The sequence below is a fragment of the Ferrovibrio sp. MS7 genome (assembly GCF_038404985.1).
GTDB classification, from domain to species: domain Bacteria; phylum Pseudomonadota; class Alphaproteobacteria; order Ferrovibrionales; family Ferrovibrionaceae; genus Ferrovibrio; species Ferrovibrio plantarum.
Window position 1 is genome coordinate 914,977 of sequence record NZ_JBBKBA010000002.1, and the last position, 18,042, is coordinate 933,018.

Here is an 18,042-nt window from a genome sequence, read left to right on the forward strand (position 1 = left end):
GGTGGAAGTCGACAAAATTGTCCAATCATGAACCCACAAGCTCGCAAATACCTCATCAAACGCCTTATCGAGCCCATCGGCGTGATTGGCCCTAGCTTCGAACGTTTCGGAGAAGTGCTTTTCGATCACATACTCTCAACGGCCCTAGAACATACCGGCCTCAACATGCTCGGCTTCCCCATAGGCAGAGTACTTGATAGCAGCAGTGCTGATGGCAAGGTTGTGGCTGAATATTCCGCAGACGCCGATTACTTCACCCGAGGGATGCTCAAGGCAAAGAAGGATCTCACCCATGCTCTATCGCGCCGACCAAACGCGCAGGAGATCCTCCTCATTGCCGCGCAGCCAGGTCGCCCACAAATCATCGATACTTTCGTCAAGACTGAGCTAGCAAAGCCAAGAATGAAAGGACGCTCGCTAAGAATTTGGAGCGCCGAGAGCATTGCCGAGCAGTTGATAGATAAAATTTTACCCTATGATTCAGCCGTTGAAGAATTATCTACCTTTCTCCCCATACTAACCGAGATTTGGGAAGAAGCCGCTCGAGATCGCCTGTTTCCCACACCGGATCCACGGCACCAGAAACGTCCCGTTGTGTCTAATGAAATCCATCGCCGCCTCATGAGCGAGACATGTATCGCCATTGGTGGTATCGCGGGGAGCGGCAAATCGGACGCGGCGGCTGCGTATGGGGCCGACTATCGTGAAAACTACTCCCTTTTGATCTGGCTAGATGGTGATGAAGTCAGTCGCGTAGAAGACCTCCGAGCAACACCCCTGATCTACAGCGATTTCAGATTTGGTCATTAGATTTCCTCCGCCATGAGGAAGTCGTCCTCGGCAATAGAATCGAGGTTGCGATCGTGGGGTTGAGAACGGCCGCCGCCACTATTGTTGACAACAATATGCGGCCTCGCAGCGGCTTGGGCGTCTCTTGGTGCTGTTTGTTATGTGGCTCGGACAACCAGCAGCAGACCTTACCACCTAGCTCTAGCGACGCTGACCAAAATAACAATCACCGTCAGTACCTTAGTTGAGACAAATTTTCACTTTATGCGAGACCCTACACCACCTAGCTCTGCGGCCAGGGCAGCAAACAAATACTTCGCTTCACATTTGCCTGACCCATCAAAATTTACATATCTGGGCGAAGGAGATTGGCCGGAGCAAGAAGTAGAAAATTACATCTGGCAACCGCCCCACCATCGAGGTGATCGAAGGGCACATGGTTGCTCATCACCGTAACGACCCTGTTGCGGAATATACTCATTTGGCGGCAATAGCCCGCGCGCGCGCCAAAGTCACATCGCCATCGTCCATGCGCGGGTGCTATGATGGCTGATGTTAAAAAAGCCCTTTCCGGATGCAGCGCCCGAGGTGCCGCTCAGCCCATCGCTTGCGCGCTGGGAAGGCGAGGGCGGCGCAAGCAATGAGCTGAGCACCTTGAGCGAGCAGGACCGTCGTGTCCTCGAATGCCTTGGCGCCGCCGTCGTCAATGGCTGGAACGATCTGCCAACGACTGTCCGCCGCGCCATTTTCCGCAATGCGGTTGCCGAAGCAACGTACGATCCGATGCTGCTGGTGCCACAGATCGCCCGCTTCCTGCATGACCACAAGGACGATACGGGTGCGGCGTAAAACCCGCAGGCCATGAACGAGAGTCTGAGCCACCTGCCCAAGGAACCGGCCGACCTGTTCACCAAGCCCCTTGCCCGCTTCCTACGCATCGAGGCTGCTGGCGCCGGCGCCTTGCTGCTCGTCACCCTCTGTGCCGTGGCCCTGGCGAATTCACCCTGGTCCGTCCCGTTCCTGGCTCTCTGGGAAATACCGGTGGGCGTAAACCTGGGTGCCATCGAATACATCCGTTCATTGAAGCACGTGATCAACGATGGATTGATGACCCTGTTCTTCTTCATCGTCGCGCTGGAGTTGAAGCGCGAAATGGTGATGGGCGAATTGAGCAACCCGCGCATGGCAGCACTTTCGCTGGCTGCCGCGCTCGGCGGCATGATCGTACCGGCAGGGCTCTATTTCATGGTGGCGAGAGGCTCGGCCGGCGCCCATGGCTGGGGCACCGTGATGGCCACCGATACCGCCTTCGTGATCGGCTGCCTTGCCGTGCTTGGCACGCGGATTCCAATCAATCTGCGCCTCTTCCTGCTGTCGCTCGCCATTTTCGACGATATCGGCGCCATCCTGGTCGTTGCCATCGGCTATGGCGAAAAACTGCATGGCACGGCTTTGCTGCTTGCCGGCCTTGGTATCGCCATCGTGCCGGCGCTGACCTGGATCGGCATCCGCAGCATCCCGATGTATTTCCTGGTCGGCGGCCTGATCTGGCTGGCGCTTGATGCTTCCGGCGTCCACCCCACCATTGCCGGCGTTATTCTCGGCCTACTGACGCCGGCGCGCGGCTGGGTCAGCGACCGCCGCCTGCGTGCGATCCTGAAACGCGTTGCCGCGCATCCGCCGGGGGAAAACCGAAGCGGCGATACCAGCGACCGCCATGACCTGCGCCGCGCCAGCATCGCCACCCGGGAAAGGCTGTCGCCGGTGGAACGCCTGGAAATCCTGCTGCATCCCTGGGTGGCTTTCGCCATCATGCCGCTTTTCGCGCTGGCGAATGCCGGCATCCCGATTTCCCTGGATAAGCTGGATGGTGCCGTGGCCACGGCCATCGTGGTCGGCCTTGTGATCGGTAAGCCCGTGGGGGTGGTGCTGTTCAGCTTCCTGGCTGTGTGCCTGCGCCTGGCGGCTCGGCCGCCGGATCTGAGCTGGCGCCTACTCGCCGCCGGCGGCCTGCTTACCGGCATCGGTTTCACCATGTCTTTGTTTATCGCCGGCCTGGCCTATGGTCCGAACTTACTGAACTCCGCCAAGCTGGGCATTCTGGTGGCTTCGGCGATATCGGGAGTATGCGGATTGCTGGCATTGCTGTGGCTGACATCGCCGGGCAGGCACGGCAATACCACCATGTCCCAGGCAGCGAATACTTAACGGCCGCATTCTTGATAAACCGCCGGTCAGATACCATATAGATTCCACTGACCGCCGCGCGGATCAGGCGCGCATCACGACAATCCATTGCCGATACTCCGTTTTTCACATCGTGAAGAAGGGTTAGGGCTGCATGACGACGCGGACGACGGAAACGAAGATCACGTTTGCGCACCCTTTCAGCTTGAGTTGCTTCGACAGCGCACAGCCGCCGGGAACCTATCTCCTCGTGGTTGAGGAAGAGGAAATCCTCGGCCTGTCGTTTGTCGCTTTCCAGCGCGTATCCACGACATTGCATGTTCCGGCGCTGTCCGTCATCAGCGCTTCGCATCAAGCCTACCCGGTAAACGCTGGTGAACTGGAAGCGGCCATGGCGGCCGATACGCGCTCTCATCCCGATCCGCTGTAAGGATGCGAACCGCCTGATACAAAAATAGGGCCATCCACCGACGCCTAGTCCTGGATATACCCGGAAAAGGCGTCCATGCATTCGCTGCTTCATCGTATCCTGTGGCACCGCCGGCCTTCGCCCCCCTGGAACGGCTCGGCGCCGGTACGGGAGGAGCTGTTCGGTATCGAACGGCTGGAGCAGCACGCCGCGAGCCTGGCCGCCGCTCAACCCGTCACACCCAATCCGACCGCCGTTTTGTCGCTGCATAAGCGCCTCGACGATAATGCAGCGGTGCTGCTGGCAGCCTATCAGGCCAGCGCCAAGGAACTCGAGAGCGGCCGCGACGTGGTGCCGGCCTCCGAATGGCTACTCGACAATTACCATCTCGTGGAAGAACAGATCCGCGAGATTCGCGATGACCTGCCACCGGGCTATTACCGCCAATTGCCCAAACTGGCCGATGGGCCCTTCGCCGGCTATCCGCGTGTCTTCGGTATCGCCTGGGCCTTCATTGCCCATACCGACAGCCATTTCGATCCCAATACCCTGCGCCGCTTCATCATTGCCTATCAGCGCGTTCAGCCACTCACCATCGGCGAATTATGGGCGGTGGCGATCACGCTGCGTATCGTGCTGATCGAAAATCTGCGCCGGCTCACTGATCAAATCACCGCTGGCCGCGAGGCCAGAGCCAATGCCGATATGCTGGCCGATCGGCTGCTGATACCGGGAAATGCCCGTGCCGCCCTTGAGGCCGATATTGCCGCGCGCGACCCATCGGCCCTGTCGGAGCGTTTCGCCGCGCAGCTCGCCAAACGTCTGCGCGATCAGGATCCACGCGAAATGCCCGCGCTCGCCTGGCTGGAAGAGCGCCTGAAGCGCCAGAACGAAACCATCGACGATGTGGTGCAGCATGCCCAGCAGCGGCAGGGTGCCTCCAATGTCACCGTGCGCAATGTCATCACCAGCATGCGCCTGATATCGGATATCGATTGGGCGGAGTTGTTTGAAAGCGTCAGCCTGGTGGATGAACGGCTACGCGCCGCCAGCGGCTTCGCTGCCATGGATTTCTCCACACGCAACCTCTACCGCAGTGCCATCGAGCAACTCGCGCGCGGCTCACCTGCATCTGAGCTTGAGGTTGTCGATCGTGTTTTGCAGGTATCGCAAACCGCAATGGCCGTGGCCACCGATGGTGTGGAAGCCGAGCGCAGTGGCGATCCAGGCTTTCACCTGCTTGCCGCCGGACGCCGCGATTTTGAGCGGCAGATAGAATTCCAGCCAGGCTTTCGCCTGCGCTTCAGCCGAGCCATCGCTCGCCTCGGCATCCGCGGCTATATCGGCGTCATTTTACTGACGGCCATGCTCTTGCTCGGCGCCGCTCTATGGCTGCTATCGGCACCCGGCCTTGGCTGGCTAGCCTTGTTCGCCTTGGCCGGTTTCATGCCGGCGACCGAGCTGGCCACAGCCCTGGTAAATCGCGGCGTCACCTGGAGTCTCGGCGCCAGGACGCTCCCTGGGATTGACCTCGCCGCCGGTGTGCCGCCATCGCTGCGCACGCTGGTGGTAGTACCTACTTTGCTGACTAGCCAAGCTGATCTGCTTGAACAGGTCGAGCGGCTGGAAGTTCATCACCTGTCCGGCACCGGGGGTGATCTCAGCTTCGCGCTGCTGACGGATGACGTCGACGCGGATCAGGAGGTAATGGCCGGTGACGCATCCTTGCTCGCTCTGGCTACCGATGCCATCGCGCAATTGAACATCCGCCATTCCCCAGCGGTAGGCGGGGCCCGCTTCCTGCTGCTGCATCGCCGCCGCCTGTTCAATACCAGCGAGAACAAATGGATGGGTTGGGAGCGCAAGCGGGGCAAGCTGCATGAACTGAATCGCCTTTTACGCGGCGCCAGCGATACCAGCTTCATCGCCATCGGCGGCCAGGCTCCGCAAGTGCCTCCCGATGTGCGTTATGTCATCACCCTGGATGCCGATACGCGCCTACCTAGAGATGCGGCCATAAGGCTGATCGGCAAGATGGCGCATCCGTTGAACCGGCCCCGATTTAGCCAGGCCGAGCAGCGGGTGGTTGACGGCTATGGTATTCTGCAGCCGCGCGTCACCCCATCGCTCCCCATCGGCCGAGAAGGCTCGCTGTATCAGCGGATATTCTCCGGCCCCAGCGGGATCGATCCCTATGCGGCGGCGGTTTCCGACGTTTATCAGGATCTGTTCGGCGAAGGCTCCTTCACCGGCAAGGGCATCTACGATGTAGACGCCTTCGAGGCCGCACTCGCCGGCCGGGTGCCTGAGAATACCATGCTCAGCCACGATCTCTTCGAGGGTGTCTTCGCACGGGCCGGCCTGGCTTCCGATATCGAGCTCGTGGAGGATTTTCCCGCGCGCTATGACGTGGCCGCCAAACGCAGCCACCGTTGGACCCGGGGCGATTGGCAGCTCCTGCCTTGGCTGCTGGGCGACCGGCTATTGCCCGCCATCGGACGCTGGAAGATGCTGGACAACTTGCGGCGGTCGCTGCTGGCGCCCTGCATGCTACTGGCTCTTGGCATCTGCTGGCTGCTACCGGAGCCGGCTGGCATGCGAGGCGCCCTGCTGCTTCTGTCCGCTCTGGCCATTCCAGCTTTTCTGCCAGCCTTCTTTGCCATCCTGCCGCATCGCGCGGGTATGAATCTGCGCAACCATTTCGATATGCTGGGTACCGACCTGCGCGGTGCGGCACTGCAAACCTTCTTTTCCCTGGCCTTCCTTGCGGATCAGGCTTGGCGCATGGGCGATGCAATCATCCGCACCTTGCTGCGACTGTTCCGCACCCGGCGCCATCTGCTGGAATGGACCACGACCGCGCAAACGGCTGAGAGCGCGCGCCTGAACCGCTTTGACTTCTATCGCATCATGAGTGGCGGTGTTGTTTTTGCTATGCTCGCCGCCATCGGCGCCGCAGCCATTGCGCCTGGTTTCTGGCCGCTCGCGCTACTCTGGCTGACGGCGCCAGCGCTAGCTCTTTGGGCCAGCCGCCCGCCCGAATTGGCGCCGCACCGGATGCTTTCGGAATCCGATACGCGCGATCTGCGCCTGGTTGCACGCCGTACCTGGCGTTTCTTCGAGACCTTCGTGACCCCGGCCGACAATATGCTGCCGCCGGACAATTTCCAGGAGGACCCCAAGCCGGTCGTCGCGCACCGCACGTCACCCACCAATATCGGGCTTTATCTGCTTTCAACCATCGCGGCGCGTGATTTCGGTTGGGCCGGAGCGAACGAGACTGTCGAAAGGTTGGAAGCGACGCTCGGTGTGATGCAGAAGCTGCCGCGCTTCAACGGGCATTTCTTCAATTGGTACGGCACCCAGGATCTGGCCGTGCTCGCTCCCGCCTATGTCTCATCGGTCGATAGCGGAAATCTTGCGGGTCATCTGATCGTGGTTGCCAATGCCTGTGAAGACTGGGGGAACACGGCCTTCCCGGCCGATCTCAAGCAAGGCAGCCTGGATAATCTATGGCTGGTGCGCGAAGCACTCGAGGTGCTGCCGACCCGAAACGATGAGCAGGCATGGCATCTGCTGTCCATTCTGGCAAAGCTCGAAGCACTACTGAGCGAGGATAACACCATTGCCATGCGGCTGCCGATTCTGCAGCAACTGGCGGCGGAAGCAGCAACAGCCAGCGGCAGCATATCGTCCGCGCCCGACAATGCCGACTTGGCTTTCTGGGTTGGGGCGCTGGGCAAGGGACTGGCTGAGCATGAGCGCGACCGGGTGCTGAATGCCGATGCCATGGACAATCTGATGCATCGGTTGCGAGTCCTGGCCAAATCAGCACGGGAAATGGCACTGGCGATGGATTTCGCCTTTCTTATGGATGCCGACCGAAAATTGCTCTCCATCGGCTTTTCTCATGCCGACAACAATCTTGACCCAAGTTGCTATGATCTGTTGGCTTCCGAAGCGCGCCTCGCCAGCCTGTTCGCCATCGCGAAAGGCGATGCGGAGACCAAGCATTGGTTCCGGCTCGGACGCGCCACAACGCCGCTAGGCAGGGGCTCGGCGCTGATTTCCTGGTCCGGCTCCATGTTCGAATACCTGATGCCGTCGCTGGTGATGCGGGCACCGCTTGGCAGCTTGCTGGAACAGACCAGCCGCCTGGTGGTGGAACGCCAACAAACCCATGGCCGGGCGAATGGTATTCCCTGGGGAATTTCTGAATCCGCCTACAATGCCCGGGACATGGAATTCACTTATCAGTATTCCAATTTCGGGGTGCCCGGCCTGGGCCTGAAGCGTGGCCTGGCCGATAATATGGTGATCGCACCCTATGCCACGGGCCTCGCCACAATGGTGAACCCGCAAGCGGCACGGCAAAATTACGCCCAGCTCACAAATATCGGTGCGCGGGGCCGCTACGGCTTCTACGAAGCGCTCGACTTCACCCGCGCCCGGCTGCCCGATGGCGCCAGCTTTGCCATTGTCCGCAGTTTCATGGCGCATCACCAGGGCATGACCATCGTTGCCATCGCCAACGCCTTGCAGGACGGTCGCATGCGTACGCGCTTCCATCGCGAACCGATGATCCAGGCCAGCGAACTGCTGCTGCAGGAGCGCATTGCCAGGAATGTGGCGGCGGCACATCCTCGAGCAGAGGAAGTGAAGGCCACGCCGACCGAGGAAGATGCCACCGCAACAACCCAGCGACGCCTGAGTGCCCCCATTCATGGGGCGCCTATCACGCATTTGCTGTCGAATGGCCGCTATGCGGTGATGCTCACGGCGACGGGGGCGGGTTACAGCCGCTGGGGCGATATCGCTATTACCCGCTGGCGCGAGGATGTCACACGCGACGATTGGGGTTCCTTCATCTTTCTGCGCGATACGCAGAGCGGCCGAACCTGGTCCGCCAGCATGCAGCCCGCCGGAGAAGCGGTGGATAATGAGGAAGTTGTGTTCGCCGAGGATCATGCCGAGTTCATCCGGCGCGACGGCTACCTGACCACCGTCACCGAGGTGCTGGTTTCCGGCGAGGATGATAGCGAGGTGCGCCGCGTTTCGCTCACCAACAGCGACAATCGGGGGCGTGAAATAGAACTGACCTCCTACGCCGAGATGGTACTGGCGAGTCCGGCGGCGGATGCCGCCCATCCGGCTTTCTCCAAGCTTTTTGTTGAAACCAGCTATCTTGCCGAATTCGGCGCCCTGGTAGCGACACGCCGGCCGCGCTCTGACGGCGAGCCGCAAGTCTGGGTCGCTCATTTCGCCGTTGTGGAAGGCACCGTCACCACCAAACCGCAATACGAATCCGACCGCAGCCGCTTTCTTGGCCGGTGCCGGGGCCTCGCCGGCGCCGCCGCGATTATCGATCATCAGCCATTGTCTGGCAGTGTGGGCACGGTGCTCGATCCGATTGTCTCGTTGCGGTATTGCCTGAGCATCCCGCCGGGCGGCGCAGCCCGCATCGCTTTCTGGACCGTTGCCGCAGCATCCAAGGACGAACTGCTGGCATTGATTGACAAACACCAAGATCGGAACGCTTTCGAGCGGGCCAAGACACTGGCCTGGACCCAGGCCCAGGTGCAGTTGCGTCACATCGATATTGAGCCGGACGAGGCAGCGGATTTCCAGCGCCTGGCGGCGCCGATCCTCTACGCCGATCCACGCTTCCGCGCTCCCGCCGACGCGATCCAGCGTGGTGCCGGCCCGCAATCCGGGCTATGGCTGCATGGCATCTCCGGCGATCTGCCCATCGTTCTGTTGCGCATTGATGAGATCGAGGATATCGCCCAGGTGCGTCAGTTGCTGCGAGCCCATGAATACTGGCGCATGAAGGGCCTGAGCGTCGATCTCGTCATCGTCAATGAGCGTGCCTCCTCCTACACGCAGGATCTTCAGATCGCCATCGAAACGATGGTGAGAAGCAGTCAGTCACGACCGCATTTCGGCATGCCGCTGGGGCAAGGCACGGTTTTCGCCCTGCGCGCCGATCTGATCACCGCCGAAGTCCGGGCCCTGCTGCAATCGGTCGCCCGTGTCGCCCTGGTGGCGCGCCGCGGCCCCATCGCCGACCAGCTTGCCCGCATTCCGTCAACACCGGCCAACCCGGTACCGCCCCGCCGGCCCAAGGCAGCGCCGGCGGTGCAACCGGCCGCACCGGCCGCGCTTGAATTCTTCAACGGACTGGGCGGCTTCGATAAGGATGGCCGCGAATATGTGACGATCCTCAATGCCGGCCAGACGACGCCGGCACCCTGGATCAATGTGATCGCCAATCCGGGCTTCGGTTTCCAGGTGGCAGCTGGGGGCAGCGGGTATACCTGGGCTGAGAATAGCCGTGAGAATCAGCTAACGCCGTGGTCAAACGATCCAGTAAGCGATCCGGCTGGCGAGGCGATCTATATTCGCGACGAGGTGACCGGCGATCTCTGGTGCGCCACAGCACAGCCGATCCAGGATGGCGGCAGCTATGTCGCCCGCCATGGCCATGGCTACAGCCGCTTCGAGCATGAGGCGCATGGCATCGCTCTCGACCTGCTGCAGTACGTGCCACTGGCCGATCCTATCAAGATATCGCGCCTGAGCCTGCGCAATCTCTCTGGCAGGCCGCGCCGCTTGTCGGTCACCGCCTATACCGAATGGGTACTTGGCACTGCGCGCGGCGCATCTGGCCCCTTCATCATCACCGAGATGGATGATGCCAGCGGCGCGATGCTGGCGCGCAATCCCTGGAGCACCGCCTTTCCTGGCCGTATCGGCTTTGCTGATCTTGGTGGCCACCAGACTGCCTGGACGGCAGACCGCACGGAGTTCCTTGGCCGTCATGGCAGTCCCGCAGCGCCGGCTGCCTTGCTGGAGAAAGCACCACTTTCGGGCCGGACCGGTGCCGGGCTGGACCCTTGCGCGGCCTTGCAGCAGGTGATCGAGCTTGGCGTGGGTGAGGCAATCGAGGTTATTTGCATGCTCGGGCAATGTGCGTCTGCTGAGCAAGCGCGCATGCTGGTCAAGCGCTATCGCAGCACGGACCTGGATGCGGTTTTCACCGAAGTGACGGATTACTGGCAGGCGCTGCTGAGCGGCGTGCAGGTCAAGACGCCGGACCGCGCCATGGATATCATGCTGAACGGCTGGCTGCTCTATCAAACCCTGGCCTGCCGCATCTGGGCGCGCTCGGCCTTCTACCAGGCCAGTGGCGCTTATGGCTTCCGCGACCAGCTTCAGGATGGCATGGCCCTGACCTTCACCATGCCGGAGGAAACGCGGCGCCATATCCTGCGCGCGGCAGCGCGGCAGTTTGTCGAAGGTGACGTACAGCATTGGTGGCTGCCGCATTCCGGCCAGGGCGTACGTACGCGCATATCGGACGACCGTGTCTGGCTCGCCTTCGCAACCGCTAGCTACATTGTCGCCACCGGTGATGCTGCCATTCTGGACGAATGCGTGCCCTTTCTTGAGGGCCCGGTTCTGCATGCAGGCGAGCATGATGCCTTTTTCCAGCCGATGACCGCGGATATCTCAGCTTCACTGTTCGAGCATTGCGCCAGGGGCCTCGACCAATGCCTCGATCTCACCGGCGAGCATGGCTTGCCGCTGATTGGCACCGGCGATTGGAATGATGGCATGAATCGGGTCGGCGCCGAAGGTCGCGGCGAAAGCGTGTGGCTTGGCTGGTTGCTGCTGCGGGCCATTGCACTCTTTGCGCCGCTCGCGGCGAACCGCGATGCCGGGCGCATGCAGCGCTGGCAGACCCATGCCGATGCGTTGCAGCAGGCACTCGAGCGCGAGGCCTGGGATGGCCAATGGTATCGCCGGGCGACTTATGACGACGGCACCTGGCTCGGCTCGCAACAGAGTGAGGAATGCCGCATCGATTCCATCGCGCAATCCTGGGCGGCGCTATCGGGTGCTGCCGATTCGGTCCGCGCAGCCACGGCAATGGCATCTTTGGACAAGCAGCTTATCCGGCGCGAGGCTGGCCTGGCGCTGCTATTCACGCCGCCCTTCGATCAGACCACCCATGATCCAGGTTATATCAAAGGCTATCCGCCGGGCCTGCGCGAAAATGGCGGGCAATACAGCCATGCCGCCATGTGGGCCATTCTGGCTTTCGCCAAGCTAGGCGATGGTCGCAAGGCGGCGGACTTGTTTGCATTGCTCAACCCGATCAATCACGCCCGCACTCCGGCCGAGGTCGAGCGCTATAAGGTGGAACCCTACGTGGTGGCCGCCGATGTCTATTCCGTTTCGCCCCATATCGGGCGCGGCGGCTGGACCTGGTATACCGGCTCGGCTGGCTGGATGTATCGTGCCGGGATTGAGGGTATCCTGGGTATTCGCCGAGAAGGCGATGTGCTGGTCGTGGAGCCCTGCTTACCGGCAGCATGGCCCGGTTTTTCAGCCACGGTTGCCATGGCCGCAACCCACTACAGCATTCGTGTGGTGAACCGCGAAGGCCACAGCACGGATATGATGCAGGCGATGCTCGATGGCTCCGCGACTGCCTGCGGTGATGGGCAGGTCCGGATTCCCCTGGATGGCGGAAAGCACGATGTGCAGATCACGCTATGATGCGGCTTACGGCTCTGCCGCCAAGGCGAGCGCGCTGTCGTTCGCCCAATGCCAGTCTGGCATCCGCGTTACCGGCGATACGGCGATGGTATCGCTGCCAACCGCCGCGCAGACCCGCATCCGGAATGGCCGCTCGCCACCAGGCAGGCACATATCGCGCATGACACAGCCTATGGCCGGCTCGACTTCCGGTGGCGGCAGCAATGCCTGGCAGCTCGCCTTGATGCGCTGGTCCAGGCCCGCCAGAGCGTCGTTGACGGATGGTTCGGCCGGGCGGCTGTTCTGAGTGGCGGAGGGGGCGCCGGCGAAGGGACCTCGCGCCATCGATTTGCCGCCGCCGCCATCCAAGCCGCCCAGGGCAGCGCTCACCAGCGGCAGCAACGGCGTGCAACCACTACTGGCAAGGCCGAATAGGAGCATGGCTAGTGCAAGCGGGGCCTTCATAGGTTAGGCCTTGGCGGCGAGGCCGGTTTAAGCTGCTGCCGCCAAGTCAGGGCTGCCTCGGTGGCGCTGGCCACATCAGCCGGGGATAGCTGCGGCGCCAAATGGTCTATGGCCTTGCCGGCAGCCTGCCGCAATACGGCATTTCGGCTGGTCGCTACTACCAGCAGCCATTTCAGGGCAGTAACCGGATTGAAACGTTCGTCTACAGGCCGCAGCATCAGTAGCGCAAGATTGTATTGCGCTGTGGGCAGGCCGCGGTCGACCGCCATGCCATACCACTTGTAGGCCGCATCGATGTCTTGCGGCACTCGTACATTTGTATAGTGATGCAATCCCAGGAAATGCTGGGCATCCATGATCCCATTCTCCGCCGCATCCATCATCAGTGCCATGCCGCGCTCGGTCGCTGCGCCACGGTCGTGAATGAAAACTGCACCAAGATTGGCCTTGGCTTCGGGCAAACCTTGGGCCACGGCCGCCTCGAACCAATCGATTGCACCGCTCTTGTCGCGAACAACTCCATTGCCGATCAGCATGAGCTGGGCCAGAGCATTCTGCGCTCTGGCATGTCCACTACTGGCGGCACGCTGAAACAGATGCGCGGCCTTGGTCCGGTCTAACGCGATCAGCGCGCCGTGCTGGTACAGCATGCCCAATACGAAGCAGGCACCGGAATGGTTCTGCATGGCAGCAGCGGCAAGTAGCAGGCGGCATTTCTTGCGGCCCACGGGGCCTAGCTTGCCCACCAGGCCCAGTACACCAAGGCGGTATTGGGCCTCCGCACCACCAGTATTGGCAGAGTGAATCAGCGCGGCAAGCTCAGATGTCGGCAGCGGCGAAGTCAGATTTGCGTTGAACGGAAGTGCCGCTTGGCGTGCAGCAGCGCCGAAGCTCCGCCGCGCGATGGCGTACATGACCATAGCCAGCATCCAGCGTCCGTTCATTGCCGATCTCTCTGTCGTTGTCGACATGCTGCACCTACGGCTGGTTGTTGCTGTTCTTCTGCAGCACCGAAAGCGAGTTATCGACCTTGGTCTTGGTGCTGGCATCGGCATCCTGGTTACCAGCACTCGTCTGATCCGCTGTCTGCCCCACGGTTGCGGTGGAGCCACCAGTCACGGTCTGATTGACCTGATTCATGTTGGCGATCGAGGTCGAGCTTGAGCTGTACTGATTGACATACTGATTCAGCGCACCCATACCGCCGGCGGAAGATGCGCTGTTGCTATCCATGCGGGCCTGAAAATCGAATTGCGCGGCCATGCTGGGAGCACGAACTGGAAAATTGTAGCCCTCGCGACCCATCTGCTGGGCCGTGGCGGGTTGGCTTAGCATCGCAAGCGCAGTAAGTACGGCGAACGAAGAGGGTTTTGTCCAAAGCATGAGAGCCTCCATTTATTTCGGGTAAGAATGGACATTGGGAGAGAGAGCGAGATGGGGGGATTTTGCCCTCTCTCCCAGCGCCGACCGTTGGTTACGGAACCGCAACCACCGGAGTCTTGACCGTGATGGACGCATTGTTGCCCACCGCCGTAGCCACCGAGCTCACAACCGGGCGGGTCAAGCTGCCCAGGCCGCTGTAGTTGCTCAGAGTCACGCCAGTCACCTTCGAGTTCGCCTTCACATCGGCATAGGCGAACTGGATTACGTCGCCGATCAGCAGGCCGTCACCAGCAGTGGCCGGAGCAACGGCGACAGTCAGGTTGTTCGCAACCGCCGTGGCCGAGCTATCGACCGAAGCGTTGAGGATTTCGCTGACAGTCGACTTGGCTTCGACCTTGGCCTTCACCAGGCTGCCGTTCACCGCCATGGAAGCCAGGGCGCCGGCGACAGTCAGGTTGGAGTTGTTGGTGCCGAAATTGGGGATCGCGCCAATTTCGCCGCTGCCATCACCGATGGCAAACTGGCCAATATGCAGCTCAGTCGCCACATCCGAACCGATGGTCAGGTTGTTGGCAACCGCAGTCGCGGCGCTGACAACAGACGGCAGATCAGTGGCGGCCGAGAGCACAGCGGAAGCCGGAACTTCAACCGTGCCGAGGCTCAGCGAGCCGACCACGGTGCCATTGATGTTGGGGGCTTCATCACCCTCATCCACCGTGCCGGTTACAACGTTGGGGCTCTTGAAGCTGTCATCCAGTACCACAACGCCAGTGCCGCCGAGGCCGTAATGGAACTGGAAATCGACAGTGCCGAGATCCACAGTGCCAGCAGAGGCAGGCTGAGTGTTGGTGGTGCCTTCGATGACCGAAGTCGCCATCACATCACCAATATGGCCCTGCAGACCCTCAATCATGGTCATGCCGGTCGGGTTGATATTGATGTTGACGTTGACATTCTTGACCACGTTCTCGGTCACGGTGGCATCCCACGTCCAATCGACACTGTCGAAGGCGTAGGAAGGGGTGGCGACCGACAGAGAGAGGGCCGCTACGGACACGCCAGCCAGCAGGCCAGCCTTGAAGATGCCGTTCATTTTTTAGCTCCTTTGGGTTTCAAGAGAGATTCCTCAGCGTAGTTGGTCCGTTCGAGCTGGCACTCGGCCGAACTCGGCAAACCCATATATTCCGTCATGATCTGGTACACGGCCATTTCAACAACGGACCTCACACCGAGCTGAAGCGGTTCGTTTTGAATACGTCCCGCATCAAACTCGACGAGCCTTGAGCCAAAGAAACGAAAGACGTTTGCCTCGACTTCATAACCAAAGATCTGCTTCTGCAGCGAGCTGACGAAACGGACATCGAAGCTCTGCGAATTGACGACCCGGACATCCAGGCCAACATTGATGACAACCGTGCGCGCACCGCCGCCAATGCCGCCGACCGAAAGCCGGGCACCTTCACTGACGATGTTGTAATTCAGCTCGGTGAGCGCCCCCATGACCACGAAGTTACTGGCGCGGATGGGTGCCGACGTTTGCGCTGGAGCCTGGGCCAGCTTCTGTTCGACCATACGAGCCTCAGCAAGCGGAATGCGGAGGTCGAAACGCTCGACCAGATGAACGCGGCGGGTCTTGTAAAAAGCACTCATCATCATTTCCGTGATGCCTTGCGACAAGACGGCACCGTTATTCGACCGATCAACCTGTCCCGTTTTGTCTGCCACTTCACCGACGGTGAAAACCGGCAGGCCGTTCGCCGGCAGCTTGGACAGTGCCGACAAGCATTGTGAGTAAGGCGTGTCGTTGTTGGTGACGGGCAAGCCGTAGGTCGGACGGGCTCCCTGGCTGGAATAGACGTCTTGTGCGGAGCATGCGCTCAAGGACAAAGCCGCCATGGCTACTAAGGGAAAACTGCGCACCGGTCTCTCCCGTCTGTTATGGAGAATGGCATGTGACCAAATTCGTATCCGCAGGCCATGCGCCATCTCCCTGATCTCCTGTGCGCCACAATAGGGATTGCTGGCGGATACAGAAGGAAACAGGAGGTTGGATTTCCGCGCAAAGGAGATACGCATTTCCACGGCGCAGTCTCGATAGGGGGAGAGCTTCTACTACCGATGCTCTCCATGTAACGCTGCGGTTGATGCGCAAAACGACTACAATGCGGCGAGGCCTCCCGCATCGAGTTTTCTGGCGGATATGGTGATGCTTGTGCATAATTTGACGACAGCAATAGGAAGAAAATGTTCACCGGTCGGCGTGTGCTGATTGCTTCGAGAAAAACCGACCTGGCCTGGGCCCTGCATCACGAAGTGATGCGCCTGGCACAATGGAAACTAATCGGCATCATCGATCCACGCGTGGGAGATTCGTTCGATCATACCTGTACCATGACGGATCTTGTGCTGATCGAAGCCGATGACCTGATCTGGCTTTGGGATAACAGGTTGGATGCGACACAGAAGACGCTGGCCAGCGTACGCGCCGTGGTGATCCTCTCGGATCAGCAGATGCTGGATGTGATGAGCAGGGCCCAGCGCAACTGCGGCCTGCTGCTTCGGGAACAGTACGGCGATGTGCCGATCGACCTGCTGGAATTGGCCATCAAAGGGTATATGTCGATATCGGGCGAGTTACTCCACCGCCTTATGGCCAATCGCCTGCGCCTGGATATCGTCGGCAGCCTGTCACCCGAGGAGTTGCGTGTGCTGGCCTATATCGGTGCCGCGCTGTCCAACCGCCATATCGCCCAGCGCAGCGGGCTGGCGGAAAGCCGGGTGAAGACCCTGGTTCACCTGGTGACGCATAAGCTGCGGATGCATAACCGCACGGCCGTAGCGGTGTTTGCCGCGGAAAATGGGCTATCACCAGTAACGCCTGGGGTAATCATACCTCTGGCGTGAAGCCTTTGCCGCTGCAACTCCGTGATAGCGTGAGCGCAAAGGGGGAAGAGGCCGTGTCTTGGCTTCCTACCTGGCGGGGATGCACTACTGTCGGGCATCATTGATGGGAGATTTATGTCATGAAGCTAATTCTCACCACGTGTCTGCCGCTGGGCACCGTCATTCTGGTCGCCGGGCTCACTCTCTTCTCTGGCGGCGCCGCCCTAGCCCAGGCAGGTAATCTGCCCTATCAGGCAGGTGGTGGCACCGGTGTCAGTTCCGGTGCGCGGCTGGCAATCCTGAATGCGCGCCTGCTGGGTAGCCGGCCGGGCAATCTGGTGCGAGACGGCGCCGGCGGCCTGCTTGATGTTTCGCGCCGCGGCAGCCAGGCTTTCCTCTATTCGCCCGGCTCAGGTGCTTTCCTGCCCGGGGCGCGGCCAGGGCGTGGTTGGGCCACCGGCCTGGGCACAGGATTAGGCTGGGGGTTGTTTGCCGCCAGTGGCGGATTGGCCAGCCATTACGGCCGCAGCAATCATCCCGCTGACAGCATGATGCAGTGGATATCCATGCTTGGCCCAGGCCTGGGCCGCGGCTCGGCTGAGGGTCTGCTGCCGCCGAGTAATGCTGGCACTCCACTCGATGCCTGGATCAGCCAGGATGATCTGGACTAGGCCTGCTTCAGTATCCGCAGCGGCTGCGGTTCGGCGATCACATCGGCGATGATGCCATTCTGTAAGGCCCAGATAGCGGCCTGCGTCCGGTTGCTGGCATGGATCTTTTTTAAAACCCCTTTCAGGTGCACCTTCACGGTGCCTTCGGTGATCTGCAGCCGATTGGCAATGGCCTTATTGGAATGGCCATTGACCAGGCAGGCGAGGATTTCCGTTTCCCTATCCGACAAGGCACCGTTGCGTTCAGTCGGCGCGCTATTCTGGGCGACAAAGCGGTTGTTGATCAGCAGATGCGCCAGATCGGTGGGGAACACCTTCTCACCCATCAGCACCAGGCGCAGCGACTGCTTGAGTGCATCCGCCGACATATCCTTCAGCAGATAACCATCCACGCCCGCGCTGAGTGCCGTGGCGAGGCGGGGAATACCCACCGTATCCGTAAGCACCACCACACGCGGCGGCACCGGCACGGAACGCGCGGAGAGCATCAGCTCCGGCAAGACATCGCCATAACCATTGGTATCGATGATGATAATTCCGGGTTTCTGGGCAACCACCTGATTCGACCCTTCCGAGAAAGATGAAGCCTCATAGGAAACATAGAATGGTGAATCATCGAGGATGCGCCGCAGACCCTCCCGAAATAGCTGGTTGCGATCAATGTGCAACACCGAAGTTCCGTCCATGTGACTTCCCCTTTCGGGATTGGGA

13 protein-coding genes are annotated in these 18,042 nt (G+C 60.7%); 7 read left to right on the top strand and 6 right to left on the bottom strand.

Features of this window, described 5'->3' with window-relative positions; translation table 11 throughout:
- Positions 1–27 precede the first annotated feature (27 nt).
- The 5 genes from V6B08_RS17575 (at position 28) to V6B08_RS17595 (ending at position 11,950) form a co-directional block, all read left to right on the top strand.
- Positions 28–810 (top strand): hypothetical protein, encoded by a 783-nt coding sequence (locus V6B08_RS17575; RefSeq protein ID WP_341983279.1) that lies wholly within the window; start codon positions 28–30, stop codon positions 808–810.
- A 531-nt stretch (positions 811–1,341) separates the two neighbouring features.
- A complete protein-coding gene (locus tag V6B08_RS17580; RefSeq protein ID WP_341983280.1) occupies positions 1,342–1,638 on the top strand; it encodes a hypothetical protein in 297 nt (98 codons plus the stop codon).
- Between the two features lie 12 nt (positions 1,639–1,650).
- Complete coding sequence (nhaA, locus tag V6B08_RS17585) at positions 1,651–2,997, top strand: Na+/H+ antiporter NhaA (protein ID WP_341983281.1); 1,347 nt, start codon at positions 1,651–1,653, stop codon at positions 2,995–2,997.
- 133 nt (positions 2,998–3,130) lie between these two features.
- Positions 3,131–3,406 (top strand): hypothetical protein, encoded by a 276-nt coding sequence (locus V6B08_RS17590; protein WP_341983283.1) that lies wholly within the window; start codon positions 3,131–3,133, stop codon positions 3,404–3,406.
- A gap of 75 nt (positions 3,407–3,481) precedes the next feature.
- Positions 3,482–11,950 carry a glycoside hydrolase family 94 protein gene (locus V6B08_RS17595; RefSeq protein WP_341983285.1) on the top strand — a complete coding sequence of 2,823 codons (8,469 nt, stop codon included), beginning with the start codon at positions 3,482–3,484 and terminating at the stop codon, positions 11,948–11,950.
- Between the two features lie 6 nt (positions 11,951–11,956).
- Here V6B08_RS17595 and V6B08_RS17600 read toward each other — a convergent pair whose 3' ends face one another.
- From V6B08_RS17600 to V6B08_RS17620, 5 genes are all read right to left on the bottom strand, one after another.
- The gene (locus V6B08_RS17600; protein ID WP_341983287.1) at positions 11,957–12,370 is read right to left on the bottom strand and encodes a hypothetical protein; all 414 of its coding nucleotides are present in this window, start codon (positions 12,368–12,370) and stop codon (positions 11,957–11,959) included.
- Positions 12,371–12,390: 20 nt separating this feature from the next.
- Positions 12,391–13,338 carry a tetratricopeptide repeat protein gene (locus tag V6B08_RS17605; protein WP_341983289.1) on the bottom strand — a complete coding sequence of 316 codons (948 nt, stop codon included), beginning with the start codon at positions 13,336–13,338 and terminating at the stop codon, positions 12,391–12,393.
- A 34-nt stretch (positions 13,339–13,372) separates the two neighbouring features.
- Positions 13,373–13,777: a hypothetical protein gene (locus tag V6B08_RS17610; protein WP_341983291.1), complete on the bottom strand. Its 405-nt coding sequence runs from the start codon at positions 13,775–13,777 to the stop codon at positions 13,373–13,375.
- A gap of 91 nt (positions 13,778–13,868) precedes the next feature.
- Positions 13,869–14,870, bottom strand: a complete 1,002-nt coding sequence (locus V6B08_RS17615; protein WP_341983293.1) for a hypothetical protein — start codon at positions 14,868–14,870, stop codon at positions 13,869–13,871.
- Positions 14,867–15,853 carry a CsgG/HfaB family protein gene (locus tag V6B08_RS17620; RefSeq protein ID WP_341983522.1) on the bottom strand — a complete coding sequence of 329 codons (987 nt, stop codon included), beginning with the start codon at positions 15,851–15,853 and terminating at the stop codon, positions 14,867–14,869. Before V6B08_RS17620 ends, V6B08_RS17615 begins: the two co-directional genes overlap by 4 nt.
- A 168-nt stretch (positions 15,854–16,021) precedes the next feature.
- On the opposite strand from V6B08_RS17620, the gene V6B08_RS17625 reads away from it, so the two are divergent.
- Positions 16,022–16,681: a helix-turn-helix transcriptional regulator gene (locus V6B08_RS17625; RefSeq protein WP_341983295.1), complete on the top strand. Its 660-nt coding sequence runs from the start codon at positions 16,022–16,024 to the stop codon at positions 16,679–16,681.
- Positions 16,682–16,800: 119 nt separating this feature from the next.
- The gene (locus V6B08_RS17630; RefSeq protein WP_341983297.1) at positions 16,801–17,331 is read left to right on the top strand and encodes a hypothetical protein; all 531 of its coding nucleotides are present in this window, start codon (positions 16,801–16,803) and stop codon (positions 17,329–17,331) included.
- Here V6B08_RS17630 and V6B08_RS17635 read toward each other — a convergent pair.
- Entirely contained in the window at positions 17,328–18,017 is a 690-nt protein-coding gene (locus V6B08_RS17635) for a LuxR C-terminal-related transcriptional regulator (protein WP_341983299.1), read from the bottom strand. The genes V6B08_RS17630 and V6B08_RS17635 overlap by 4 nt on opposite strands.
- Positions 18,018–18,042 lie beyond the last annotated feature (25 nt).

Excerpts from the sequence above, each read along its gene's own strand:
- V6B08_RS17575 (WP_341983279.1), top strand. The coding sequence starts at position 28 with ATGAACCCACAAGCTCGCAAATACCTCATCAAACGCCTTATCGAGCCC.
- V6B08_RS17580 (WP_341983280.1), top strand. The coding sequence starts at position 1,342 with ATGTTAAAAAAGCCCTTTCCGGATGCAGCGCCCGAGGTGCCGCTCAGC.
- nhaA (WP_341983281.1), top strand. The coding sequence starts at position 1,651 with ATGAACGAGAGTCTGAGCCACCTGCCCAAGGAACCGGCCGACCTGTTC.
- V6B08_RS17590 (WP_341983283.1), top strand. The coding sequence starts at position 3,131 with ATGACGACGCGGACGACGGAAACGAAGATCACGTTTGCGCACCCTTTC.
- V6B08_RS17595 (WP_341983285.1), top strand. The coding sequence starts at position 3,482 with ATGCATTCGCTGCTTCATCGTATCCTGTGGCACCGCCGGCCTTCGCCC.
- V6B08_RS17600 (WP_341983287.1), bottom strand. The coding sequence starts at position 12,370 with ATGCTCCTATTCGGCCTTGCCAGTAGTGGTTGCACGCCGTTGCTGCCG.
- V6B08_RS17605 (WP_341983289.1), bottom strand. The coding sequence starts at position 13,338 with ATGAACGGACGCTGGATGCTGGCTATGGTCATGTACGCCATCGCGCGG.
- V6B08_RS17610 (WP_341983291.1), bottom strand. The coding sequence starts at position 13,777 with ATGCTTTGGACAAAACCCTCTTCGTTCGCCGTACTTACTGCGCTTGCG.
- V6B08_RS17615 (WP_341983293.1), bottom strand. The coding sequence starts at position 14,870 with ATGAACGGCATCTTCAAGGCTGGCCTGCTGGCTGGCGTGTCCGTAGCG.
- V6B08_RS17620 (WP_341983522.1), bottom strand. The coding sequence starts at position 15,853 with ATGCGTATCTCCTTTGCGCGGAAATCCAACCTCCTGTTTCCTTCTGTA.
- V6B08_RS17625 (WP_341983295.1), top strand. The coding sequence starts at position 16,022 with ATGTTCACCGGTCGGCGTGTGCTGATTGCTTCGAGAAAAACCGACCTG.
- V6B08_RS17630 (WP_341983297.1), top strand. The coding sequence starts at position 16,801 with ATGAAGCTAATTCTCACCACGTGTCTGCCGCTGGGCACCGTCATTCTG.
- V6B08_RS17635 (WP_341983299.1), bottom strand. The coding sequence starts at position 18,017 with ATGGACGGAACTTCGGTGTTGCACATTGATCGCAACCAGCTATTTCGG.